Genomic DNA, 24,307 nt, shown 5'->3' on the forward strand with positions numbered 1-24,307 from the left:
GGTCGCGCTCGTCCACGACGCCGACCGGTCACGGTCCCTGCCCGGGCCCCTGCGCAGGGCCCCGCTTCCGGCGCCGGCGCCAGTGCGGGTGCGGGCGCGGGTACGGGCGCGGGCGTGGATACGGGCGGGGGCTCGGGTACGAGTTCGGCCACGGTCCGTGTCGTCGGTTCGGGTTCGTTGGGCGCCGGCCAGGGGCCGGGGCGGGGCAGCCGAGCGGTCCACCCGTTGCGGTTACGTGCCGGGCGCCATGCGTCAGGTCCCGCCGCTGTCGGGCCCGCCCGCGCGAGGGCGGACGCATTTCTGCTCGCTGCCCAGGCCCCTGGTGGCTCGGCGCGCACCGGGTTGCCGGCTGACGGGCCGGTTGCCGACGCGGGCTCCGGTCTTCGCCCGGGGGTCCGGCCTGCGGTCGAGCCGGGCGTGCGGGGCGATGGGCTGCGCCGCGCCGGGCTCGCGCTGCGGGACCGGCTGCCGGTCTGGTTGCAGCTCAGATGTGGGCTTGAGCCGAGGTCCCTCGCTGCGCTGACCGTTGTGCTGGTGGTGGCCGCGGCGTTCGCGGCGTACCACTTCTGGCTGGGCCGGCCCGAGACTGTCAGCGCTCCCGAACTGGTTCGGCAGGGGGCGCCGTTGGTGAGGCCGCCCGAGTCGTCCTCGTCCGAACTGCCCGTGTCCGACTCGTCTTCGTCTGAACTGCCCGTGCCCGGGGCGACGTCGCCGACCGGAGCGGGGCCGGACGGTCGGATCGTGGTGGACGTGAGCGGCAAGGTGCGGCAGCCGGGGGTGCTCAAGCTGCCCGCGGGCTCCCGGGTCGCCGACGCCCTCATGGCCGCGGGAGGTCCCAAGGAAGGAGCCGACCTGACCGGGCTCAACCGCGCACGGGTGCTGATGGACGGGGAACAGGTCCTGGTCGGCGTGCCGCTGCCGCCGGGCGCGGCACCACCCGGCGGGCCGCACGGTGATCCTGCCGGAGCTGCGGCGGGATCCGGCTCGGGAGCGCGACCGCCCGGCCCGGTGAGCCTGAGCACCGCGACCGTGCAGCAACTCGACACCTTGCCCGGCGTCGGCCCGGTGCTCGCGCAGCACATCGTCGACTACCGCACGGAGCACGGCGGTTTCAGGTCCGTCGACGAACTGCGCGAGGTCGACGGAATCGGCGCCCGACGCTTCGCCGACCTCAAGCCCCTCGTACGGCCATGAGGCGCCCAGCGGTCCACGCCACCTCCGGTCACCGGCTGGGCGCGTCCCACCCCCGTCGGGAGGGCCCGGTCGATCTGCGCCTGGTGCTGCCGGCGGTGGCCGCGTGGGGAGCCGCGGGGCTGGCCGTCGGGGCGCCCGAGCGGTGGATCGTGCCGTGTGCGGCGCTCTGCCTCGCGGCGGCGGCCGTAGTGCTCGTGCCGATGGCCGCCCGATGGCTACGGGCACGGGGCAGCGGAGCTCGGGCCGGCCGGGTGCTCGTCAGCCCGCGGCGTCGCCCCGAGCCGGACCGCACCGAGACGTTCCAACGGCCCGCACCCGAAGCGCGAGATCCCCGGGCCCAACAGCCGCCCTGGCGGCGGCGGTCGGGGGCGGGTGCCACCGGCCGGTGGCACGGGCAGCATGCGACCGCGCTCGCAGCCGTCCTGCTGTGCGCGGGCGCGGGCATCGCCGCCGCCGGGTTGCACGGCGCGGACCCGCACCGCGGACCGCTGCCTGGGCTCGCGGAGCGATACGCCCACGCCACCGTGGAGCTGTCTGTCACTGCGGACCCGAGGCCCACCCGTCCGCGCGGGAGCGGCGCCGGCGGCGGGGTGCCTGACCGCCCGCTGGCCATCGAAGCCGATGCGCTACGGGTCGTTGGTGCCGGTGGGGCGACCGAAGCCGTCCGTACCCCCGTGCTGCTCCTGGTACGGCCCCAAGGGGCACCCGAGGCCCTCGCGCGCTGGCGGGAACTGCTGCCGTCGACCCGGCTGAAGCTCGCCGCGAGACTCGCTCCGCCGATGGACGACGAGACCCGGTTCGCGGCAGTGATCGCGATCGGTGCGGACCGGCCGCCCGACGTCGTCGGCGCCCCGTCCGCCGTGCAGCGCACCGCTGGCGGGCTGCGCGCCGGGTTGCGGGCGGCCACCGAAGGACTGCCCGAGGACGCCCGTGCGTTGGTCCCCGGGCTCACCGTCGGCGACACCTCACGGATCGCGCCCGAACTGCGTGCGGCCTTCGAAGCGACCGACCTCACGCATCTGCTGGCCGTCTCGGGGAGCAACCTCACCATCGTGTTGATGCTCTTGATCGGACCACCGAGCAGGGCGGGCCGCGCGGAGCGGGGCGGCCTCGCCCCTCGGCTGGGGATCCCGCTCCGTCAGACGGCGCTCGTCGGCGGGGGACTGACATTGGCGTTCGTCGTGGTGTGCCGGCCCGAGCCGAGCGTGCTGCGGGCCGCGGTCTGCGGCGCCATCACCCTGCTCGCCATCGGCACGGGTCGCCGACGTTCGCTCCTGCCCGCCCTCGCGGCTGCCGTGCTGCTGTTGGTGCTCTACGACCCCGGGTTGGCCCGGAACTACGGCTTCGCGCTCTCCGTTCTTGCGACCGGCGCGCTGCTGGTCGTCGCCCCGGGGTGGAGCGCGGCCCTGGTGCGCAAGGGGGTGCCGCCGAGGCTCGCCGAGGTGCTGGCTGCGGCCGGGGCGGCCCAGGCCGTGTGCGCTCCCGTGGTCGTGATCTTCGCCGCGAAGGTCAGTCTGATGGCCGTCCCCTGCAATCTGGCCGCCGAGTTCGCGGTCGCCCCGGTCACCGTCCTCGGCTTCGCCGCGCTCGCTGCTGCCACGGTGTCGATGCCCGTGGCCGAAGTGCTGGCCGCGGGCGCCGGGTGGCCCGCCGAGTGGATCGCGGACGTCGCCCGCACCGGCGCCGGACTGCCCGGGGCGCAGGTGGACTGGCCGGGCGGCTGGCGCGGAGGGCTGTTGCTGGCCGCTGCCACGGGCATCGCCGTCCTGCTGATGCGCCGCCTGCCCCGTCGGCCCTGGGTGGCCGCGGCCGGCGCGCTGCTGCTCCTGTGCGCCCTGGTCCGCCCCGCTCCGTTGACCCGCGTCCTCACGGGCTGGCCGCCGCCCGACTGGTCGTTCGCGATGTGCGACGTGGGGCAGGGGGACGCGGGAGTGCTGGCGGCCGGCGCGGGGTCCGCCGTGGTGGTGGACGTCGGCCCCGATCCCGAGACAGTCGACCGCTGCCTGCGTGAACTCGGCGTCACCAGTGTTCCCCTGGTCGTGCTGACGCACTTCCACGCCGACCACGTGCGGGGGCTGCCCGGGGTGTTCCGGGGCCGGGCGGTCGGCGCCGTGCAGACCACCCACCTCGACGAACCGCGCGAGCAGAGCGCCTTCGTGCGCCGCGCGGCGCAGCAGGCCGGTGTGCCGCTGCTGCCCGCGGCGCAAGGGGAGCGGCGCACCGTCGGACGGCTGAGCTGGCAGGTCCTCTGGCCCGCCGCGCCCACCACGGCCGCGGGGGCGCCCGATGGTCCCAACGACGCGAGCGTCACCCTCCTCGTCCGTGTCGCCGCCGGCCCCACCCTGCTGTTGCTCGGCGACCTCGAACCACCCGCCCAGCGCGGCCTGTTGCTGGCCCATCCCGCCCTGCCCCGGGTGGACGTCGTCAAGGTCGCCCACCACGGCTCCGCCCATCAGGACCCCGGCCTGTTGCGCGCGTTGCGCCCTTCGCTCGCGCTGATCTCCGTCGGTCGGGACAACGGCTACGGCCATCCCGCGCCCCGTACGGTCCGTGCGCTGCGGGCCGGGGGAGCGGTCGTGCTGCGCACCGACGAGCACGGCCCGATCGCGGTGACGGGCGAGGGCCAGGGGCTGCGCGCGACCCTGCGCGGCTCGCGCAGACCGGGGCCGCGCGGCCGCTGTCGGGGCGGGCCACGGGCCCTCCGCCGCCGGACGGAGACGCCGCTGGGTCGCTGGTCCCCGTCGGCTCGGACCTTGGGACCAGGTCGGGCGGCAGACGGTGCGGCGCGAGGCGGGCCGGGGTCACACTGTCCCCATGGACGCTTATCTCGCTCGACTGGGGATGGACCGCCCGCGGCACGCGGACGCCGCGCACTTGAACGAGCTCCAGCTCCGCCACCTACGGACCGTGCCGTTCGAGAACCTCTCGGTGCACCTCGGCGAGGAGATCCTGCTGGAGGAGAAGCTGCTGCTCGACAAGATCGTGGGGGCGGGGCGCGGCGGTTTCTGCTACGAACTCAACGGCGCCTTCGCCGCGTTGCTGAAGGACCTCGGGTACGCCGTCACCCACTTCCAAGCGCGGGTCTTCGACGGGGACGGACGGCTGGGCATCCCCTACGACCACCTCGTGCTGCTGGTGGAGACGGAGGACGCCGCCGGGCGCTGGCTGGTGGACGTCGGCTTCGGGGACCACACTCACTACCCGCTCGCGTTCGACCTGCGCGAGGAGCAACAGGACCCGGCCGGGGCGTTCCGGCTGGTCGAGACGGGGGAGCACGGGGACCTCGACCTGTACCGGGACGGAAAGCCGCAGTTCCGCATCGAGACCCGGCCGCGCGTGCTGGCGGACTTCGCGGCGGGCGCCTGGTGGCACAGCACGTCGCCCCGGTCCCACTTCACCCAGTCGTTGGTCTGCTCCCGGTTGACCGAGGACGGGCGGATCACTCTCAGTGGTCACACCCTGGTCACCACCGTGCACGGCGAGCGGCACAAGGAAGAGCTGTCCGACGACGCCGCGGTCCTCGCGGCGTACCGCGACGTCTTCGGGATCGTGCTGGACCGGCTGCCCGTCGATCCGCGCGATCCGCACCGCCCGCGCGACTCGCGGAGCTGACCCGCGGCGCCGTTCGCAGCGCCGTGGCGGGGGCGTCAGCGGGGTGCTTCGAGCCAGCCCTCGTACTCGGCGGCGAAGTCGTCGAGGGCCGCGGGGTCGAGGCGGGCCGCGGGGTCCTCCACCACGACCAGCCACTGGGCGTCCTCGGCGTCGTCCTCACCCGCGAGGGCGTCCCGTACGAGCTGGGGCTCGTCGGCCACTCCGAAGCGGTCGGCCAGTTCCTGCGCCACCTCCTCGGCGGCGTCGCGGTCCGGCAGCACCAGCACGTGTCGTCCATCGTTCACCCGCTCATTGTCCGTCAGCGGCTCCCGCTCCGGCGCCGCCCCCGGCACCGGCCGGCTCGGCCCCGCCCCGGGCGGACCGCCCTGTCACCGGCTCCCGCCCTGCCCCGCGCCCGGTTCCCCGGGGCGCCACTGCCCCGCCTCCGTACCGTCACCCGGGCCGGCGTTGTCGGTGCACCGTGGGATGCTGGAGCGCGATGGCCACCAGGAAGAACTCGACAGACGACCCGCTCGCTCCGGTCACCCTCGCGGTGGGGCAGGAGGACCTGCTCCTCGACCGTGCGGTGCAGCAGGTGGTGGCGGCGGCGCGGGCCGCCGACGCCGACACCGACGTGCGCGACCTCACCGCCGACCAGCTCCAGCCAGGCACCCTGGCAGAGTTGACGAGCCCGTCGCTCTTCGCCGAGCGCAAGGTCGTGATCGTGCGGAACGCGCAGGACCTCTCCGCCGACACGATCAAGGACGTCAAGGGCTATCTCGGCGCGCCCGTCGAGGAGATCACCTTGGTCCTGCTGCACCCCGGCGGTGCCAAGGGCAAGGGGCTGCTGGACGCGGCCCGCAAGGCGGGCGCGCGGGAGGTCGCCTGCCCCAAGACGACGAAGCCGGCGGAGCGGCTGACGTTCGTGCGGTCCGAGTTCCGCGCGCTCGGGCGGTCCGCCACGCCCGAGGCGTGCCAGTCCCTCGTCGACGCCATCGGCAGCGATCTGCGGGAGCTGGCGAGCGCCGTCTCCCAACTCGTGGCGGACGTCGAGGGCACGATCGACGAGGCCGTCGTCGGGCGCTACTACACGGGCCGCGCCGAGGCGTCCAGCTTCACGGTCGCCGACCGCGCCGTGGAGGGCAGGGCGGCCGAAGCACTGGAGGCACTGCGCTGGTCGCTGTCGACGGGCGTGGCCCCCGTGCTGATCACCAGCGCGCTGGCGCAGGGCGTACGGGCCATCGGCAAGCTCTCCTCCGCCCGCGGCGGACGCCCCGCCGACCTGGCGCGGGAGCTCGGGATGCCGCCCTGGAAGATCGACCGGGTGCGCCAGCAGATGCGGGGCTGGACGCCGGACGGCGTGGCCGTGGCGCTGCGCGCCGTGGCGGAGGCGGACGCGGGCGTGAAGGGCGGCGGCGACGACCCGGAGTACGCCCTGGAGAAGGCCGTCGTCGCCATCGCCCGCGCAGCCCGCTCCGGCCGCGGCACCCGCGCCTAGACCTACGAGCGAGCCCATGCCGAAGGCCCCGAGCGGGGAGCTCGGGGCCTTCGGCTACTGCTGGGTGGGCCCGCACCTGCGTGGCGAACGCAGGACCAAGTGCGGGTCCGAAACGTCGACGGGGAGCGGATGAGAGAGGGCCCGCTCGGATCCACCGACGATCAAGTCTTCCGGTCGCCGTCCGCGCGGGACGTCACCGGAGGTGGTGCCTGGGTGATCAGCCCTGCAGGGTGGCAGCCTTCGACGCCAGCGCCGACTTCTTGTTGGCGGCGGCGTTCTTGTGGATGACGCCCTTCGAGACGGCCTTGTCGAGCTTGCGGCACGCCTCACGCGTGGCCGCGGTGGCCTTCTCGACGTCGCCGGCGGCGACGGCCTCGCGGGCCTTGCGGATCGCGGTCTTGAGCGAGGACTTGACGGCCTTGTTGCGCAGGCGCGCCTTCTCGTTCGTCTTGTTCCGCTTGATCTGGGACTTGATGTTCGCCACGAAAGAGCCTTTTCAGGTTCGATGATCTTTGATGAGCGCGTCCCCTGCGCCGGGCGGTACGAACGGCCCCCGCAGGTGACCTTGGGGAGCGCCCGCCCGTCGGGCACGAGACACAGCTGACCACGTTACCAGCCGGCCTCCGAGCGGCCCAAACCGGGCGCAGTCCCGTTCGCGTGGGACGATAGAGGCTACGTATCGATCCGCCATCGCCCGAGACGAGACGCCCGGCGCCGCCGGGAGCGTCTCAAGAATCAGGACCCTGCGTGCCCGCGACTCCTCCCAACGTGCCCGAGCCGAGCCGTACCGACCCGGCGCTGATCCGCAACTTCTGCATCATCGCGCACATCGACCACGGCAAGTCGACGCTCGCCGACCGGATGCTCCAGCTGACCGGGGTGGTCGAGCAGCGGCAGATGCGCGCCCAGTACCTCGACCGGATGGACATCGAGCGCGAACGCGGCATCACGATCAAGTCCCAGGCCGTCCGTCTGCCGTGGGCGCCCACCGAGGGCGAGGGCCAGGGCCGGACGCACATCCTGAACATGATCGACACCCCGGGCCACGTGGACTTCACCTACGAGGTCTCCCGCTCCCTCGCCGCCTGCGAGGGCACGGTCCTGCTGGTGGACGCGGCCCAGGGCATCGAGGCGCAGACCCTCGCCAACCTCTACCTGGCGATGGAGAACGACCTCGCGATCGTTCCCGTCCTCAACAAGATCGACCTGCCGGCCGCCCAGCCGGAGAAGTTCGCCGAGGAGCTGGCGAACCTGGTCGGCTGCGAACCGGACGACGTGCTGAAGGTCTCGGCCAAGACCGGTCTGGGCGTCGAGGCGCTGCTGGACCGCGTGGTCCGCGAGGTGCCCGCGCCGGTCGGCGTCGCCGACGCCCCCGCCCGCGCGATGATCTTCGACTCGGTCTACGACTCCTACCGCGGCGTCGTGACCTACGTCCGGGTCGTCGACGGCCAGCTCGGCAAGCGCGAGCGCATCCGGATGATGTCCACCGGCGCCACCCACGAGCTGCTGGAGATCGGCACCAACTCGCCCGAGATGCTGCCGGCCGACGGCCTCGGCGTCGGCGAGGTGGGCTATCTGATCACCGGGGTGAAGGACGTCCGCCAGTCCAAGGTCGGCGACACCATCACCCAGCAGCACAAGGGTGCCGAAGAGGCCCTCGGCGGCTACAAGGACCCCAAGCCGATGGTGTTCTCCGGCCTCTACCCGCTGGACGGCTCGGACTACCCCGAGCTGCGCGACGCCCTCGACAAGCTCCAGCTCAACGACGCCGCCCTGGTCTACGAGCCGGAGACCTCCGCCGCCCTCGGCTTCGGCTTCCGCGTCGGCTTCCTCGGCCTGTTGCACCTGGACGTGATCCGCGAGCGACTGGAGCGCGAGTTCGGGCTCGACCTGATCGCCACCGCGCCGAACGTGGTCTACCGCGTCCTGATGGAGGACGGCGCCGAGCACACCGTCACGAACCCGAGCGAGTTCCCCGAGGGCAAGATCGACGAGGTCTACGAGCCCGTCGTGCGGGCCACGATCCTCGCCCCCAGCGAGTTCATCGGCTCGATCATGGAGCTCTGCCAGAGCCGTCGCGGCACGCTGCTCGGCATGGACTACCTGTCCGAGGACCGGGTGGAGATCCGCTACACCCTCCCGCTCGCGGAGATCGTCTTCGACTTCTTCGACCAGCTGAAGTCCAAGACCCGCGGCTACGCCTCGCTGGACTACGAGCCCACCGGCGAGCAGTCGGCCCAGCTCGTGAAGGTCGACATCCTGCTGCACGGCGACAAGGTCGACGCGTTCTCCGCCATCACGCACCGGGACCAGGCGTACGCGTACGGCGTGCGGCTGGTCGCCAAGCTGAGGGAGCTGATCCCGCGGCAGGCGTTCGAGGTGCCCATCCAGGCCGCCATCGGCTCCCGCGTCATCGCCCGCGAGACCATCCGCGCCATCCGCAAGGACGTCCTCGCCAAGTGCTACGGCGGTGACATCTCCCGGAAGCGGAAGCTGCTGGAGAAGCAGAAGGAGGGCAAGAAGCGGATGAAGATGGTCGGCAGCGTGGAGGTGCCGCAGGAGGCGTTCATCGCGGTCCTCTCCAGTGACGACAGCGGCGGCAAGGCCAAGAAGTAGCCGCCGTGACGGGTCGCGGGGACGGCGTCTGCCACCCCCGCGACCCGCGCCCCACCCACCCCACCAGCACCCCGGCGCTCCGGACCCGCATCCGGCGTCGCCGAGAAGCGGTCGGCTCCGTCCCCTTACGCAGCGGCCACGGCGCGTTCTAATGTGAGCGCGGCTCGATAGTTACTCGCCAGTTAGATACAGCCGTCGTGCGTTAAACACAGCCCGTAGTGCACGGTCGTGCAGTGCTCGTGCAGCGCTGCCGGTGCCGAGCTGCCGCCCGCCCGGAGGACGTCTTGAGCGACACCCAGACCATGATCGAGAACCGCCCGCCCTCGGTGGCGACCCTGTTCACCCAGCGCGTGGACGCGACGCCGGACGCCGAGGCATTCCGCTATCCGCTCCCCTCGACGACGGCCGACGGCCCCTCCGAGTGGGCGTCGCTGAGCTGGCGGGAGACCGCGGACCGGGTGTACGCGATCGCCGCCGGCCTGGTCGCGCTCGGCGTGCGCTCCGAGGACCGGGTCGCCGTGCTGTCCACGACCAGGATCGAGTGGATCATCGCCGACCTGGGCGTGATGTGCGCAGGCGGTGCGACGACGACGGTCTACCCCTCCACGAACGCCGAGGAGGCGGCGTACATCCTCGCCGACTCCGGCAGCAGGGTGCTGGTCGCCGAGGACGCCACCCAGCTCGCCAAGGCCCTCGCCCACCGTGCCGACCTCCCCGAACTCCAGCACGTCGTGGTCTTCGACGCCGAAGGCGTCGACGCCGTCATCGAGGCCGGCGCTGGTGCGGACGACGGCGGTGCGGACGACGGCGGTGCGGACGGTGACGAGGCCGGCTTCGTCCTCACCCTCGACGACCTGGAAAAGCGCGGTCGGGCCCACCAGGAGGCCCACCCCTCGGCCGTCAAGGACCGGATCGACGCGATCACCGCCACCCAGCTCGCGACCCTCATCTACACCTCCGGCACCACCGGCCGTCCCAAGGGCGTCCGGCTGCCGCACGACAACTGGTCGTACATGGCCAAGGCCATCGCCGCGACCGGGCTGATCACGCGGGACGACGTGCAGTACCTGTGGCTGCCGCTCGCCCACGTCTTCGGCAAGGTGCTGACCTCCGGGCAGATAGAGGTCGGCCACGTCACCGCCGTCGACGGCCGCATCGACAAGATCGTGGAGAACCTGCCGGTCGTCCAGCCCACCTACATGGCGGCCGTCCCCCGCATCTTCGAGAAGGTCTACAACGGCGTGTCGGCCAAGGCGCGCGCCGGCGGCCCCGCCAAGTACAAGATCTTCCAGTGGGCGGCCGGCGTCGCCCGCGAGTACGCCAAGGTCACCCAGGACAACTTCCGGCGCACCGGCACCGCGTCCGCCCCCTTCCGGCTGACCGCCCAGCACAAGCTGGCCGACACCCTCGTGTACGGAAAGCTGCGCGAGGCGTTCGGCGGCCGGCTGCGCGCCGCGGTCTCCGGCTCGGCCGCGCTCTCGCCCGAGATCGGCTACTTCTTCGCCGGCGCCGGCGTCCACGTCCTGGAGGGGTACGGACTCACCGAGTCCAGCGCCGCGTCCTTCGTGAACCCCGGCGAGGCGTACCGCACCGGCACCGTCGGCAAGCCGCTGCCCGGCACGGAGGTGCGGATCGCGGAGGACGGCGAGATCCTGCTGCGCGGCCCGGGCATCATGGACGGCTACCACGGCCAGCCGGAGAAGACCGCGGAGGTCCTGGAGGCCGACGGCTGGTTCCACACCGGTGACATCGGGGAGCTGTCCAACGACGGCTACCTCACCATCACCGACCGCAAGAAGGACCTGATCAAGACGTCGGGCGGCAAGTACATCGCGCCGACGGAGGTGGAGATCCAGTTCAAGGCGATCTGCCCGTTGGTCTCCAACCTGGTCGTCGTCGGCGCCGGCCGCAACTACTGCAGCGCCCTGATCGCGCTGGACGAGGCGGCGCTCCTCGGGTGGGCCGCGGAGAACGGCCTGGCGGGCAGGGCGTACGCGGAGGTGGTGGCCGCCCCCGCCGTCACCGAGCTGATCCAGGGGTACGTGGACCAGCTCAACGAGGGCCTCCAGCGCTGGCAGACGGTGAAGAAGTTCCGGATCCTCCCGCGCGACCTGGACGTCGAGCACGGCGACCTCACGCCCAGCCTCAAGCTGAAGCGCCCGGCCGTCGAGCGCGAGTTCCAGGGGCTGATCGACGAGATGTACGCGGGCCAGAACGAGCGGTAGCCGCCGCAGCCGGGCCTGGCCGCCGCCCCTGGAGGCGGCCCGGCCCGTCATCGGGGCCGGCCGACCACCCGGGCCGGCCCACCACCGCGCCCGGCCCGGCTCCGGACCGGTCCCGGGTGTCGGACAATGGGACGCATGCCTTCCGTACTGCCCGACGGCGAGCCCGTGCCCGACGACGGGACGCTGCCCGCTTCCGCGCTCGCCGGGGCTGCCGACCGCCCCCTCGCCTTCTACCTGCACGTGCCGTACTGCGCCACGCGCTGCGGGTACTGCGACTTCAACACCTACACGGCGACGGAACTGCGCGGATCCGGCGGAGTGCTCGCGTCCAGGGAGAACTACGCGGCGACCCTCGCCGAGGAAGTACGGCTGGCGCGCAAGGTCCTCGGCGACGACCCGCGCCCGGTGCGCACCGTCTTCGTCGGCGGCGGCACCCCGACCCTGCTCGCCGCCGCGGACCTGGTGGCGATGGTGGACGCGGTCCGCAGCGAGTTCGGGCTCGCGGACGACGCCGAGATCACCACCGAGGCCAACCCGGAGTCCGTGGACGCCGCCTATCTGACGGAGCTGCGGGCCGGCGGCTTCAACCGCATCTCCTTCGGCATGCAGAGCGCCCGCCAGCACGTCCTGAAGGTGCTGGACCGCACGCACACCCCCGGCCGCCCCGAGGCGTGCGTCGCCGAGGCCCGCGCCGCCGGCTTCGAGCACGTGAACCTCGACCTGATCTACGGCACCCCCGGCGAGTCGGACGACGACTGGCGGGCCTCCTTGGAAGCGGCCCTGGGCGCCGGGCCCGACCACGTCTCGGCGTACGCCCTGATCGTCGAGGAGGGCACCCAGCTCGCCCGGCGCATCCGCCGCGGCGAGGTGCCCATGACCGACGACGACGTCCACGCCGACCGCTACCTGATCGCCGACGAACTGCTGTCCGGCGCCGGCTACTCCTGGTACGAGGTCTCGAACTGGTCGACCACCGACGCCGGCCGCTGCCTGCACAACGAGCTGTACTGGCGCGGCGCCGACTGGTGGGGCGCCGGCCCCGGTGCGCACAGCCACGTCGGCGGGGTCCGCTGGTGGAACGTGAAGCACCCCGGCGCGTACGCCGCCGCCCTCGCCCAGGGCCGTTCGCCCGGCGCCGGCCGCGAGGTCCTGACCGCGGAGGACCGCCGCGTCGAGCGCGTCCTGCTGGAGCTGCGGTTGCGCGAGGGCGTCCCGCTCTCCCTGCTGCGCCCCGCCGGGCTCGCCGCGGCGGCGCAGGCGCTCTCGGACGGGCTGCTGGAGCCGGGGCCGTACGAGGACGGGCACGCGGTGCTCACCCTGCGCGGGCGCCTGCTGGCGGACGGCGTTGTCCGCGACCTCGTCGACTAAGGGGTGTCCCGTCATTCCTGGCGGGCGTGCGACGACAGCTACGGCACTCCCCCTGTGCCCTGCGGGCACGGTGGGACCCCCACGCTGCGTTGCCGGAGCGTCCGCATACATCCAGCATGCGAACACCCCGACGCCTTGCGACGCACCGCATCTGACGCCGCACGCTGATCCACCAGGGATGACGGGACACCCCTTGGCCGACCGAACCCCAGACGATCCCCGACGGTTCTCCGGGCGACCGGCGACCGGCGACCGGCGACCGGCGACCGGCGACCGGCGGCCGTGGGCCGTCATCGCGCGGCCGATGCCGGGGGCCGGTCGCCTACGATCCCGTGTCATGGCGATGTTCGTGCACATGACCTCGGCGGCGAACGCGTCGCGCATCCGGCGGTCGGGGATCCGGGCAGTCAGCCACGGACAGGGCGGCGCGCGGGGCGTCTACTGCTTTCCGGTGCTGCCGTCGTACGCCCTCACCCACCAGTGGCTGCGCGAGTTGGCCCGCTTCGGCAGCCGGGGCGGGCTGGTGGCCGTCCACGTGCGGCTCGACGACACCGAGGACGTGCTGGTCGGCCGCTATGCCGACCGGGTGCGGGACGCCCAGGCGACCGTCCCCGCGGCCCAAGCGGTGCGGCGGATCGCGACGCTGGACGATCCGCGCGGGTGGGAGGTGTTCGTCCCGCGGGCCATCCGGCCGCGCGAAGTGCACCGGGTCCGCGCCGTGCCGCAGGTGGCTGGCTGGCGCTACGTGCCAGGCGCGCACGGCGCGCGCCCCTGCACGTGCGTCGGGTGCCGCGTGCGCGGCGGGTACGGGGCGCGGCGCCTGCGCGAGCGGTTGCCGCACCCGCTGGACGGTCCGCCGCCGCCCGTCAGGGTGCTGCTCGCCCGGGTTGCAGCCGCCGACCCGGGGGACCCGGCCGCGCTGCGGGACGCGTTGTACTGGTTCGGCACGCGTCGGCGCGGCCCGCTCGCCCAGCTGAGCCGCCTCGCCGCCCACTCCGCCCCCGAGGTGCGGGAGGGGCTGGTGTGGGCGGTCTACCGCTGGTCCACCCCGGGGGTCGCCGAACTGCTGGACGGCCTCGCCGACGACCCGCACCCGAGCGTCCGGGAGGCGGTGGAAGAAGTCCGGGCCCTGCAATGACCACCTCCCGGACCGCGACGGAAGGGGCCGGCCGCGTCACTCGCCCGTGACGAAGTCGATCAGCTCCTCCACCCGCCCCAGCAGCTCCGGCTCCAGGTCCTTGTAGGAGCCGACCCGGGACAGGATGTGCTGCCAGGCCGCGCCGGTGTTCTCCGGCCAGCCCAGCGCCCGGCACACGCCCGTCTTCCAGTCCTGCCCCCGCGGCACCGACGGCCAGCCGGGGATGCCGAGCGCGGCCGGCTTCACCGCGCCCCACACGTCGACGTACGGGTGCCCCACCACCAGCACGTGCGGATCGGTCACCGACGCCGCGATCCGGGACTCCTTCGAACCGGGCACCAGATGGTCGACCAGCACCCCGAGGCGGGCGTCCGGCGCCGGGCGGAATTCGGCCACGATCGCCGGCAGGTCGTCGATGCCCTCCAGGTACTCCACGACGACCCCTTCGATCCGCAGGTCGTCGCCCCACACCCGCTCCACCAACTCGGCGTCGTGCCGACCCTCCACGTAGATGCGGCCGGCGCGCGCCACCCGGGCCCGCGCCCCCGGGACCGCCACCGACCCCGATGCCGTGCGCGCCGGTCGGGCCGGAGCGCCCGTCCCCGGCCGCACCAGCGTGACCACCTGCCCGTCCAGCAGGAAGCCGCGCGGCTCCATGGGGAAGACCCGATGCTTGCCGAAACGGTCCTCCAGGGTCACCGTCCCCGCCTCGCAGCGCACCACCGCCCCGCAGAAGCCCGTGCTGACCTCCTCGACCACCAGGTCGGGGTCGGCGGGGTCGGCCGCCACCTCCGGCGCCGGCGCCGGCTTCTTCTTCCAAGGAGGTGTCAGATCAGGGCTGTAGCTGCGCATTCGCCCGACGCTACGACACCCCGAACCGCTCCGCCAGCGCGGCCCGCTGGGCCCGTACGAACGCCGCGTCGACCACCGCGCCGTGCCCCGGCACGTACGCCGCGTCCGCGCCGCCGAGCGCCAGCAGCCGGTCCAGCGCGGCGGGCCAGCGCGCCCCGACCGCGTCCGGCCCCGCCTGCGGCTCGCCCGACTCCTCCACCAGATCGCCGCAGAACACCACCCTCGGCTCGCCCGGCACCACCACCGCCAGGTCGTGGCCGGTGTGCCCGGGGCCGACGTTCGCCAGCAGCACCTGCCGCCCGCCGAGGTCCAGCGTGCGCTGCCCCGAGACCAGGCGGGTGGGCGCCACCAGCACCTCGGCCGCCGCAGCCGCCTCGTCCGCCGGCACCCCGTGGCGCACGGCGTCCGAGCGCAGCACCGCCGCCTCCTGCTGGAGCAGCGCGTCCACGCCGACCGCGCCGAACACCTCGGCGCCCGGGAAGGCCGCCGTTCCCATCACGTGATCGAAATGCGGGTGGCTGAGTGCGATGTGCGTCACTTCGCGGCCGGACAGCAGCGCCCCGACCTGGGCGCGCAGCTCGGCGCCCTCGCGGAGCGTGGACCCGGTGTCGTACAGCAGCGCGCCCTCCCGACCCACGACCAGGCCGCAGGTTGCGTCCCACCCCGGCAGCCGGCGCCGCCCCACCCCGTCCGCAAGCCGCTCCCAGCCGAGGTCTTCCCAAGTGACGTTCATACGGCGACGCTACTGCCAGGGTCAGTGAGGGCAGCGCCGGCCGGGAACCGACCAGGAGGGGCGCGGCGCACGGTAGCGTGATCGGTCGCCCTTGCTACGGCCGTACCCGTCGGCCGTACACTGGCACGGGAAAATCCTGGCACTCGGACCCGGGGAGTGCCAGGCGGCCATCGAGGCACGACCGAGAGACACCCGCTGGAGGTGCGCGCGATGCTGAACGAACGCAGACTCAAGGTCCTGCGCGCCATCGTCCAGGACTACGTGGGCACCGAGGAGCCCGTCGGCTCCAAGGCGCTCACCGAGCGGCACCAGCTCGGCGTCTCCCCGGCCACCGTGCGCAACGACATGGCGGTGCTGGAGGACGAGGGCTTCATCGCCCAGCCGCACACCAGCGCCGGCCGCATCCCCACCGACAAGGGGTACCGCCTCTTCGTCGACCGGCTCGCCGGGGTCAAGCCCCTGTCGGCCCCCGAGCGACGCGCCATCCAGGGCTTCCTGGAGGGCGCCGTCGACCTCGACGACGTCGTGGGGCGCACGGTGCGGCTGCTGGCGCAGCTCACCCGACAGGTCGCCGTCGTGCAGTACCCCTCGCTGAACCGCTCCACGGTGCGCCACGTGGAGCTGCTGTCCCTGGCGCCGGCCCGGCTGATGCTGGTGCTGATCACCGACACCGGCCGCGTCGAGCAGCGGGTCATCGACTGCCCCGCGCCCTTCGGCGAGGCGTCCGTCGCCGATCTGCGGGCCCGGCTGAACGGCCGGGTGGTGGGTCGACGGTTCGCGGACATCCCGCAGCTCGTGCAGGACCTCCCCGAGTCGTTCGACGAACCGGACGACCAGGGCACGGTCGCCACCGTGCTCTCCACCCTCCTCGAAACCCTCGTCGAGGAGACCGAGGAGCGGCTGGTGATCGGCGGCACCGCCAATCTCACCCGCTTCGGACACGACTTCCCGCTCACCATCCGGCCGGTGCTCGAAGCCCTTGAGGAGCACGTGGTGCTGCTCAAGCTGCTCGGCGAGGCCACGGAGTCGGGCGGCATGGGCATGACCGTGCGCATCGGTCACGAGAACGCCCATGAGGGACTCAACGCAACGTCCGTCGTTTCCGTCGGTTACGGTTCGGGCGGCGAGGCAGTTGCCAAACTCGGCGTGGTCGGACCGACCCGCATGGACTACCCCGGAACGATGGGAGCGGTACGCGCAGTGGCACGTTACGTCGGACAGATCCTGGCGGAGTCGTAAGTGGCCACGGACTACTACGCCGTACTGGGCGTACGCCGCGACGCGTCGCAGGACGAGATCAAGAAGGCGTTCCGCCGCCTCGCCCGCGAACTGCACCCGGACGTGAATCCGGACCCGAAGACCCAGGAGCGGTTCAAGGAGATCAACGCCGCTTACGAGGTGTTGTCGGACCCGCAGAAGAAGCAGGTCTACGACCTCGGCGGCGACCCGCTGTCCCAGGCCGGCGGCGCCGGTGGCGCGGGCGGCTTCGGCGCGGGCGGCTTCGGGAACTTCTCCGACATCATGGACGCCTTCTTCGGCACCGCGTCCCAGCGCGGTCCGCGCTCGCGCACCCGCCGCGGCCAGGACGCCATGATCCGGCTGGAGATCGAACTCAACGAAGCGGCCTTCGGCACGACCAAGGACATCCAGGTCGACACCGCCGTGGTGTGCACCACCTGCTCCGGCGAGGGCGCGGCGCCCGGCACGTCCGCGCAGACCTGCGACATGTGCCGCGGCCGCGGCGAGGTCTCCCAGGTCACCCGCTCCTTCCTGGGCCAGGTCATGACGTCCCGGCCCTGCCCGCAGTGCCAGGGCTTCGGGACCGTGGTCCCCACCCCCTGCCCGGAGTGCGCGGGCGACGGCCGGATCCGCTCCCGGCGCACCCTGACGGTGAAGATCCCCGCCGGCGTCGACAACGGCACCAGGATCCAGCTCGCCGGCGAGGGCGAGGTGGGCCCCGGCGGCGGCCCCGCGGGCGATCTGTACGTCGAGATCCACGAACTGCCGCACTCGGTGTTCCAGCGCCGGGGCGACGACCTGCACTGCACCGTGACCATCCCCATGACGGCGGGCGCGCTCGGCACCAAGGTGCCGTTGGAGACCCTGGACGGCATGGAGGAGGTCGACATCCGGCCCGGCACCCAGTCCGGCCAGTCGATCCCGCTGCACGGCCGCGGCGTGACGCACCTGCGCGGCGGCGGCCGCGGCGACCTCATCGTGCACGTCGAGGTCACCACGCCCAGCAAGCTCGAACCCGAGCAGGAGCGGCTGCTGCGCGAGTTGGCGAAGCTGCGCGGCGAGGAGCGGCCCCAGGGGCAGTTCCAGCCGGGCCAGCAGGGGCTGTTCTCCCGGCTGAAGGACGCGTTCAACGGCAGGTGACGGCACGGTGGGCCGACCGGCGTGACGCGCCGGTCGGCAGACCGGGGGTCGTGCGCGTGCGCTACGCGCGTGGACCCGCCGAGGGGGCGGGGGCAAACGTCGCAGCGGGGTCGATTCGTGGCGGGCCGGCCCGCGGTGGCACGATGCAGGCATGTCCTCCTCGCCCTCCATCCCGAGAACCCCGTCCGATCTCTGCCACCACCCCCTGGTGCAGGCCCCGATGGCCGGCGGCGCCTCCGGGCCCCGGCTCGCGGCGGCCGTCTCCGAGGCGGGCGGGCTCGGCTTCCTCGCGGCCGGCTACAAGACCACCGGCGGGATGTACCAGGAGGTCAAGGAGATCCGGGCGCTGACCTCCCGGCCGTTCGGCGTGAACCTGTTCATGCCGCAGACCCGGGCCGCCGACCCCAGCGCCGTCGAGGTCTACCGACAGCAACTCGCCGGCGAGGCCACCTGGTACGAGAGCGAACTCGGCGACCCGGAGACCGGCTGGGACGACGGCTACGAAGCCAAGCTGGCGATCCTGCGCGACGACCCGGTGGCGGTGGTCTCCTTCACCTTCGGCTGCCCCACCCCCGAGGTGCTCGCCTCCTTCCGCGAGGTCGGCACGTACACCGTCGTCACCGTCACCACTGTCGACGAGGCGCAGGCCGCCGCCCGCGCCGGGGCGGACGCGCTCTGCGTCCAGGGGATCGAGGCCGGCGGACACCAGGGCACCCACCGGGACGACCCCGCGGCCGACGGCAGCGCGGTCGGGCTGCTCACCCTGCTCGCGCTGGTGCGCCAAGCCGTGGACCTGCCCCTCATCGCGACGGGCGGGCTGATGCGGGGCAGTCAGATCGCGGCCGTGCTCGCCGCGGGGGCGTCCGCGGCGCAGCTCGGCACCGCGTTCCTGGTCTGCCCCGAGTCAGGGGCGCACCCGCTGCACAAGCAGGCCCTGACGAACCCGCTGTTCGCCAGGACCGAACTCACCCGCGCTTTCACCGGGCGGCCGGCCCGCGGGCTCGTCAACCGCTTCCTGCGCGAACACGGCCCGTACGCGCCCTCCGCGTACCCCGAGGTGAACCATCTGACCAGCCCCGTGCGCAAGGCCGCCGCGGCGGCGGGAGACGCCCAGGGCATGGCGCTGTGGGCCGGCCAGGGCCACCGGTTGGCCCGTGCGCTGCCGGCGGCCGAGCTGGTCGACGCCCTCGTCGCCGAGATCGCCGAAGCCGGCGAGCGCTTCGTCCGCCCGGAGGAGTCCCGGTGACCGCGCCCGTCTTCGTCGTCGACTCCCTCGAAGGCGTCGGGCCCGGCGCGGTGCTCACGCTGGAGGGGCCCGAGGGCCGGCACGCCGTGTCCGTGAAGCGTCTGACGGCCGGCGAGGAGGTCGTCCTCACCGACGGCCGCGGCCGGGGCGCGGCCGGCGTCGTGCTGCGCACCGAGGGCAAGGACCGGCTCGTGGTGGAGCCGGTCGCCTTCCCCGAGGAGCCCGTGCCCGCGCCCCGCATCACCGTCGTCCAGGCGCTGCCCAAGGGCGACCGGGGGGAGGTCGCCGTCGAGACCATGACGGAGACCGGCGTCGACGCGGTCGTGCCGTGGGCCGCTGCGCGCTGCATCACCCAGTGGCGGGGCGAGCGGGCGGCGAAGTCGCTGGCGAAGTGGCGTGCCACCGCCCGAGAAGCGGGCAAGCAGTCCCGCCGGCTGCGCTTCCCCGAGGTCGCGGAGGCGGCCACCACCAAGCAGGTGGCGGCGCTGCTCGCGGACGCGGACTTCGCGGCCGTGCTCCACGAGGAGGGGGCGCAACCGCTGGCGACGGCGGAGCTGCCGACGGCCGGGTCCATCGTCGTGGTGGTCGGCCCGGAGGGCGGGGTGTCGCCGGAGGAACTCGCGGCCTTCGAGGCGGCGGGGGCGCGGCCGTACCGGCTGGGCCGCAGCGTCCTGCGGACCTCGACGGCGGGCACGGCGGCGACGGCGCTCCTCCTCTCCCGCACGGGCCGCTGGTCCTGACCCGATCCCCCTCCGGACCGGTCCCCTGACGTCCTCGCCGCTGCCGTGCGGGAGCGTTGGTTTCTGCGGCCTGGTGGTGGGTTGTTCGCGCAGTTCCCCCCCTACGCCCAAAGGGCGTGGGGGACCTCCAAGGTCACCCGATTCGCTGCCCCGAGACTCAAGTGCGAGCTGGAACCTGGTGTTTAGGGGCGCGGGGAACTGCGCGGGCAACCCACCACGGACCGCAGAGACCAACGCGCCCGCAGGGCAACGGCGGGCGCGTCCAGGGGCGCGGGGAAGTGCGCGAGCAACCCACGGCGGTCGCGGAGGGCAGCGCACTCGCAAGGGCCTGGAGAAGGTGTCCTGAGACGGCGTTCGGGCGGCCCGGGCCGGGGGTGGTACGCCGAACGGGTGATCTCTGACCGCAACCGACCTTCCGCTCCCCGCCCCTCGGTGCCACTCTTCCGAGCATGCCGGGTATGAGACGCAGAACGACGGTGCGGGCCGCTACGGCCGGCTTGGTGGGCGCGGCGCTGATCGCGCTGACGGCGTGCGAGCCGACCGCGCACGAACTCTCCGCCAACTCCGTCTCGCTGACGACCGACCAGACCGCGACGAACACGCTGGAGCGGATCGGCTTCGACGTGCGCTGGTTCAACTGCACCGCCACGGTCGAGCGTACGGACGGGGCGAAGGACGGCTACGGCGCGAAGGACGACGCCGGGGGCGCCAAGAACGGCGACGTGGACGTACGGGGCGACGGCACCGCCGACCCGGCGCCCGGCGGGGCCACCGAGCCCGCCACCGTCGCCTGCGAGGGCAAGACCCGCAAGGGCCAGCCCATCACCCTCAAGGGCAAGGTGACGGACGAGATCGCCGGTGCGTGCGTACGCGGCGACCTGGACGCCCGGGTCGACGGCCAACTCGTCTTCGAGGCGCGCTACCTCGGGAACTGCGCGGGCGGACCGTCCGGCACCACCACCACCCGCGACGCGTCCCCCCGCCGCCCCGCCGCGGACGGAAGGGCCCGCCCCACCGTCACGGTGACGGTCACCGAGACCGTCACCGCGCCCCCGCAGAAGTGACGGATACGATGGCGGCGCAGCACACCAGCGACCACCCCGAGGAGGAGCCGGCATGGCCGGAGAGGCCCAGGCGGACTGCCTGTTCTGCAAGATCGTCGCGGGGGAGGTGCCCGCGACCCTGGTGCGGGAGACCGACACCGTCGTCGCGTTCCGGGACATCAATCCGCAGGCGCCCACGCACGTCCTGGTGATCCCCAAGGCCCACTACCCGGACGCCGCGTCGCTCGCCGCCGAAGCCCCGCAGGTGGCCGCCGACGTGCTGCGCGAGGCCGGCGAGGTCGCCGCCGAGGAGAAGCTGGACGGCACCGGGTACCGGGTCGTGTTCAACACGGGCTCCGGCGCCGGTCAGACCGTCTTCCACGCGCACGCCCACCTCCTGGGCGGACGCGGCCTCGAATGGCCGCCCGGATAGCACCGGCCAGCACGTGTCCGTACGAGAACTCGTGGTCCTCGGCACTGCGAGCCAGGTCCCCACGCGCCACCGCAACCACAACGGCTACCTGCTGCGCTGGGACTCCGAAGGCATCCTGTTCGACCCCGGCGAGGGCACCCAGCGGCAGATGCTGCGCGCCGGGGTCGCCGCGCACGACATCAACCGGATCTGCATCACGCACTTCCACGGCGACCACTCCCTGGGGCTCGCCGGGGTCATCCAGCGCATCAACCTCGACCGGGTCCCGCACGAGGTCACCGCGCACTACCCGGCGAGCGGCCAGCGGTTCTTCGAACGGCTGCGGTACGCCACGGCGTACCGCGAGACCGTCTCGCTGACCGAGGCCCCGCACGCGGCGGACGGGGTGCTCGCGCGCACCCCCGCGTACGCCCTCCACACGCACCGGCTCTCGCACCCCGTGGAGTCGTACGGCTACCGCCTCGTGGAGCCGGACGGCCGGCGCATGCTGCCGCGGAAGCTGGCCGAAGCCGGCATCCGCGGGCCCGCCGTGGGGCTGCTCCAGCGCACCGGCGAGGTCGACGGCGTCACCCTGGACGAGGTCAGCGAGCACCGCCCGGGGCAGCGCTTCGCGTTCATCATGGACACCCGGCTGTGCGACGGGGTGTACGCCCTCGCCGACGGCTGCGACCTGCTCGTCATCGAGTCCACCTTCCTCGACGAGGACGAGCGCCTGGCCTCCGACCACGGGCACTTGACCGCCGGGCAGGCGGCCCGGGTCGCCCGGGACGCCGGCGTGCGGCACCTGGTGCTCACCCACTTCTCGCAGCGCTACCCGGACGCCGAGGAGTTCGAACGACAGGCGCGGGCCGCCGGGTACGAGGGCGAACTCACCGTCGCCCGCGACCTGCTGCGGGTGCCCCTGCCCAAGCGCACGACCTGACCCACCCGACCCTTATCACCAGCACCACCTGCACCAACGCGAGCGAGGACCCGACCGTGCCGCTGCCCAAAGCCGAACTCCACCTCCACATCGAAGGCACCCTCGAACCGGAACTCGCCTTCGCGCTCGCCGCGCGCAACGGCGTCGCCCTGCCCTACCGGGACACCGAAGAACTGCGCCGCGCCTACCTCTTCGATGACCTCCAGTCCTTCCTGGACCTGTACTACGGGCTGATGGCGGTGCTGCGCACCGAGGACGACTTCGCCGAGCTCGCCGACGCCTACCTCGCCCGCGCCGCCGCGCAGGGCGTGCGGCACGCCGAGATCTTCTTCGACCCGCAGGCGCACACGGCGCGCGGCGTGCCCATCGGCACCGTCGTCGGGGGCCTGGCCCGCGCGCTGGACGCGGCCGAGGAGCGGCACGGCGTCTCCACCCGGCTGATCATGTGCTTCCTGCGCGACCGGCCCGCCGCCGAGGCGATGGAGACCCTTGAGGCGGCCCGGCCGCACCTGGACCGCATCACGGCCGTCGGACTGGACTCCGCGGAGGTGGGGCACCCGCCGTCGAAGTTCCGCGAGGTGTACGAGGCCGCCGCCGCCCTCGGGCTGCGCAAGGTGGCGCACGCCGGCGAGGAGGGCCCGGCCGCGTACGTCGCCGAGGCGCTGGACGTGCTCGGCGTGGAGCGCGTGGACCACGGGCTGCGCTGCATGGAGGACGCAGAGCTGGTGGCGCGGCTGGCCCGCGAGCGGGTGCCGCTGACGCTCTGCCCGCTGTCGAACGTACGGCTGCGGGCGATCGACACCCTGGAGGCCCACCCGCTGCCGCGGATGATGGACGCCGGGCTGCTGTGCACCGTGAACTCCGACGACCCCGCCTACTTCGGCGGCTACGTCGGCGACACCTTCCACGCGGTGCACGAGGCGCTGGGGCTGGACCCGGAGCGGCTGCGCGAACTGGCGCGCAACTCCTTCGTCGCGGCCTTCCTGGACGACGACGAGGAGCGCAGGGCCCGGCTGATCGCCGAGGTCGACGCGTACGACTTCGCCGCCGACGACGCCGGGTGAGCCGGTCGGGCGGGTGGTCGGACGCGCCGCTGACCCGGTGCGCAACGACCCGTTGACGGGCCTCAGTTCACCTATCCAGCCTCGATTCCCGAATGCGCACGCGAGCGGGTGGGAGGGCGACGCCTGCTCCGGGGCCTGAAGGTCAGCGACGTACGACTCACCCCCGTCCTGGTCGCCGACCCACCGCTGCTGAACGTCCAGGGCGTCCACCAGCCGTACACGCCAAGGCTGATCGTCGAGGTCAGCACCGCCGACGGGGTCGACGGCGTCGGCGAGACCTACGGTGACGCCGCCTATCTGGAGCTGGCCGCCCAACTGGCCGAGTCGCTGCCCGGACACCGGATCACGGACGTGAACGGACTGCACCGGCTCGCCGAAGTGGTGTGCCGCGCCCGCAGCGCGGAGGAGGCGGGCTCGGTGGACGCCGCCGGCCAGCGGGGCGTGCGCACCAGCGAGAAGTTACGGCTCTCGGTCGTCTCGGCCTTCGAGGTGGCCCTCCTGGACGCCTTCGGCAAGAGCCTCGACCTGCCCGTGCACGCCCTGCTCGGCGGGAAGGTCCGCAACCGGGTCGAGTACAGCGCGTACCTCTTCTACCGGTGGGCGGCCCACCCGGGCGGCGGCGAGCCGGACGGCTGGGGCGCCGCCCTCGACCCCGCCGGCGTCGTCGCGCAGGCCCGTCGCTTCGCCCGCGACCACGGCTTCCGCTCCTTCAAGCTCAAGGGCGGCGTCTTCCCGCCGGACGAGGAGGTCGCGGCGGTCCGCGCGCTCGCGGACGCGTTCCCCGGGGCACCGCTGCGGCTGGACCCCAACGGCGCCCGGTCCGTGGAGACCGCGGTGCGCGTCGCGGACGAACTGCGGGACGTCCTGGAGTACCTGGAGGACCCCACGTCGGGCTCGCCATGCACTCCAACACCCACCTGGGCATCAGCCTCGCCGCGATGACCCACGTCGCCGCGGTCGTGCCCAACCTGGACTACGCCTGCGACAGCCACTACCCCTGGCAGACCGAGGACGTCATCACCGAGCGGCACGTCTTCGCAGGCGGCGCGCTCCCGGTCGACGTCCGGCCCGGGCTCGGAGTGGACGACCACGACCGGCTGCGCGCGCTGCACCAGCGGTGGCTGGACGACGACGGTGCGCTGCGGGACCGCGACGACGCCCGGGCGATGCGCGCGAATGACCCCTCGTGGACGGTGCCGACCGTGCCGCGCTGGTAGTCGCGGCCCGTCGGGGGGATGCGGCTTTCCCAACGCCGGGCGGGCGTG

At 73.5% G+C, this 24,307-nt stretch carries 19 protein-coding genes and 2 pseudogenes; 17 read left to right on the top strand and 4 right to left on the bottom strand.

What is annotated here, in order from left to right:
• Positions 1-417: 417 nt before the first annotated feature.
• The 3 genes and pseudogenes from ACH4E8_RS10725 (at position 418) to ACH4E8_RS10735 (ending at position 4,806) form a co-directional block, all read left to right on the top strand.
• Positions 418-1,194: a helix-hairpin-helix domain-containing protein gene (locus ACH4E8_RS10725; protein WP_398446493.1), complete on the top strand. Its 777-nt coding sequence runs from the start codon at positions 418-420 to the stop codon at positions 1,192-1,194.
• Positions 1,191-3,845 (top strand): annotated as a pseudogene (locus tag ACH4E8_RS10730) (ComEC/Rec2 family competence protein); the annotation flags it as partial. The gene ACH4E8_RS10725 and the pseudogene ACH4E8_RS10730, both read left to right, overlap by 4 nt.
• A 163-nt stretch (positions 3,846-4,008) precedes the next feature.
• Positions 4,009-4,806, top strand: coding sequence for an arylamine N-acetyltransferase (locus tag ACH4E8_RS10735; RefSeq protein WP_398446495.1), 798 nt, complete (start codon positions 4,009-4,011; stop codon positions 4,804-4,806).
• Positions 4,807-4,841: 35 nt separating this feature from the next.
• Here ACH4E8_RS10735 and ACH4E8_RS10740 read toward each other — a convergent pair whose 3' ends face one another.
• Positions 4,842-5,090 carry a hypothetical protein gene (locus ACH4E8_RS10740; RefSeq protein ID WP_398446497.1) on the bottom strand — a complete coding sequence of 83 codons (249 nt, stop codon included), beginning with the start codon at positions 5,088-5,090 and terminating at the stop codon, positions 4,842-4,844.
• A 194-nt stretch (positions 5,091-5,284) separates the two neighbouring features.
• On the opposite strand from ACH4E8_RS10740, the gene holA reads away from it, so the two are divergent.
• Positions 5,285-6,283, top strand: coding sequence for a DNA polymerase III subunit delta (gene holA / locus ACH4E8_RS10745; RefSeq protein WP_398446499.1), 999 nt, complete (start codon positions 5,285-5,287; stop codon positions 6,281-6,283).
• Positions 6,284-6,500: 217 nt separating this feature from the next.
• Here holA and rpsT read toward each other — a convergent pair whose 3' ends face one another.
• Positions 6,501-6,767 (bottom strand): 30S ribosomal protein S20, encoded by a 267-nt coding sequence (gene rpsT / locus ACH4E8_RS10750; RefSeq protein WP_398446501.1) that lies wholly within the window; start codon positions 6,765-6,767, stop codon positions 6,501-6,503.
• A 263-nt stretch (positions 6,768-7,030) separates the two neighbouring features.
• On the opposite strand from rpsT, the gene lepA reads away from it, so the two are divergent.
• From lepA to ACH4E8_RS10770, 4 genes are all read left to right on the top strand, one after another.
• Entirely contained in the window at positions 7,031-8,899 is a 1,869-nt protein-coding gene (gene lepA / locus ACH4E8_RS10755) for a translation elongation factor 4 (protein WP_398446503.1), read from the top strand.
• Between the two features lie 284 nt (positions 8,900-9,183).
• Complete coding sequence (locus ACH4E8_RS10760) at positions 9,184-11,124, top strand: AMP-dependent synthetase/ligase (protein WP_398446505.1); 1,941 nt, start codon at positions 9,184-9,186, stop codon at positions 11,122-11,124.
• A gap of 135 nt (positions 11,125-11,259) precedes the next feature.
• The gene (gene hemW, locus ACH4E8_RS10765; RefSeq protein WP_398446507.1) at positions 11,260-12,492 is read left to right on the top strand and encodes a radical SAM family heme chaperone HemW; all 1,233 of its coding nucleotides are present in this window, start codon (positions 11,260-11,262) and stop codon (positions 12,490-12,492) included.
• A 337-nt stretch (positions 12,493-12,829) separates the two neighbouring features.
• Positions 12,830-13,630, top strand: coding sequence for a HEAT repeat domain-containing protein (locus ACH4E8_RS10770; RefSeq protein WP_398446509.1), 801 nt, complete (start codon positions 12,830-12,832; stop codon positions 13,628-13,630).
• A gap of 36 nt (positions 13,631-13,666) precedes the next feature.
• Here ACH4E8_RS10770 and ACH4E8_RS10775 read toward each other — a convergent pair whose 3' ends face one another.
• Positions 13,667-14,482, bottom strand: a complete 816-nt coding sequence (locus tag ACH4E8_RS10775) for a DUF3097 domain-containing protein (protein WP_398446511.1) — start codon at positions 14,480-14,482, stop codon at positions 13,667-13,669.
• 10 nt (positions 14,483-14,492) lie between these two features.
• Positions 14,493-15,215, bottom strand: a complete 723-nt coding sequence (locus ACH4E8_RS10780) for an MBL fold metallo-hydrolase (protein WP_398446513.1) — start codon at positions 15,213-15,215, stop codon at positions 14,493-14,495.
• Positions 15,216-15,425: 210 nt separating this feature from the next.
• Between ACH4E8_RS10780 and hrcA the strand changes: the two genes are divergently transcribed.
• The 9 genes and pseudogenes from hrcA (at position 15,426) to ACH4E8_RS10825 (ending at position 24,259) form a co-directional block, all read left to right on the top strand.
• Complete coding sequence (gene hrcA, locus ACH4E8_RS10785) at positions 15,426-16,454, top strand: heat-inducible transcriptional repressor HrcA (RefSeq protein WP_398446515.1); 1,029 nt, start codon at positions 15,426-15,428, stop codon at positions 16,452-16,454.
• Entirely contained in the window at positions 16,455-17,594 is a 1,140-nt protein-coding gene (gene dnaJ, locus ACH4E8_RS10790) for a molecular chaperone DnaJ (protein WP_398446517.1), read from the top strand.
• A gap of 151 nt (positions 17,595-17,745) precedes the next feature.
• Positions 17,746-18,840, top strand: a complete 1,095-nt coding sequence (locus tag ACH4E8_RS10795) for a nitronate monooxygenase (protein WP_398446519.1) — start codon at positions 17,746-17,748, stop codon at positions 18,838-18,840.
• A complete protein-coding gene (locus ACH4E8_RS10800) occupies positions 18,837-19,580 on the top strand; it encodes a 16S rRNA (uracil(1498)-N(3))-methyltransferase (protein ID WP_398446521.1) in 744 nt (247 codons plus the stop codon). The genes ACH4E8_RS10795 and ACH4E8_RS10800 overlap by 4 nt, the downstream gene beginning before the upstream one ends.
• Positions 19,581-20,038: 458 nt before the next feature.
• Positions 20,039-20,644, top strand: a complete 606-nt coding sequence (locus ACH4E8_RS10805; protein ID WP_398446523.1) for a hypothetical protein — start codon at positions 20,039-20,041, stop codon at positions 20,642-20,644.
• 52 nt (positions 20,645-20,696) lie between these two features.
• Positions 20,697-21,056 carry a histidine triad nucleotide-binding protein gene (locus tag ACH4E8_RS10810; protein WP_398446525.1) on the top strand — a complete coding sequence of 120 codons (360 nt, stop codon included), beginning with the start codon at positions 20,697-20,699 and terminating at the stop codon, positions 21,054-21,056.
• A 13-nt stretch (positions 21,057-21,069) separates the two neighbouring features.
• Positions 21,070-21,978: a ribonuclease Z gene (locus tag ACH4E8_RS10815; RefSeq protein ID WP_398446527.1), complete on the top strand. Its 909-nt coding sequence runs from the start codon at positions 21,070-21,072 to the stop codon at positions 21,976-21,978.
• 56 nt (positions 21,979-22,034) lie between these two features.
• Complete coding sequence (locus tag ACH4E8_RS10820) at positions 22,035-23,042, top strand: adenosine deaminase (protein ID WP_398446529.1); 1,008 nt, start codon at positions 22,035-22,037, stop codon at positions 23,040-23,042.
• A gap of 123 nt (positions 23,043-23,165) precedes the next feature.
• Positions 23,166-24,259, top strand: a pseudogene (locus tag ACH4E8_RS10825) (enolase C-terminal domain-like protein).
• The last annotated feature ends 48 nt before the right edge of the window (positions 24,260-24,307 follow it).

It is taken from the genome of Streptomyces sp. NPDC017979 (assembly GCF_044328175.1).
GTDB lineage: Bacteria > Actinomycetota > Actinomycetes > Streptomycetales > Streptomycetaceae > Streptomyces.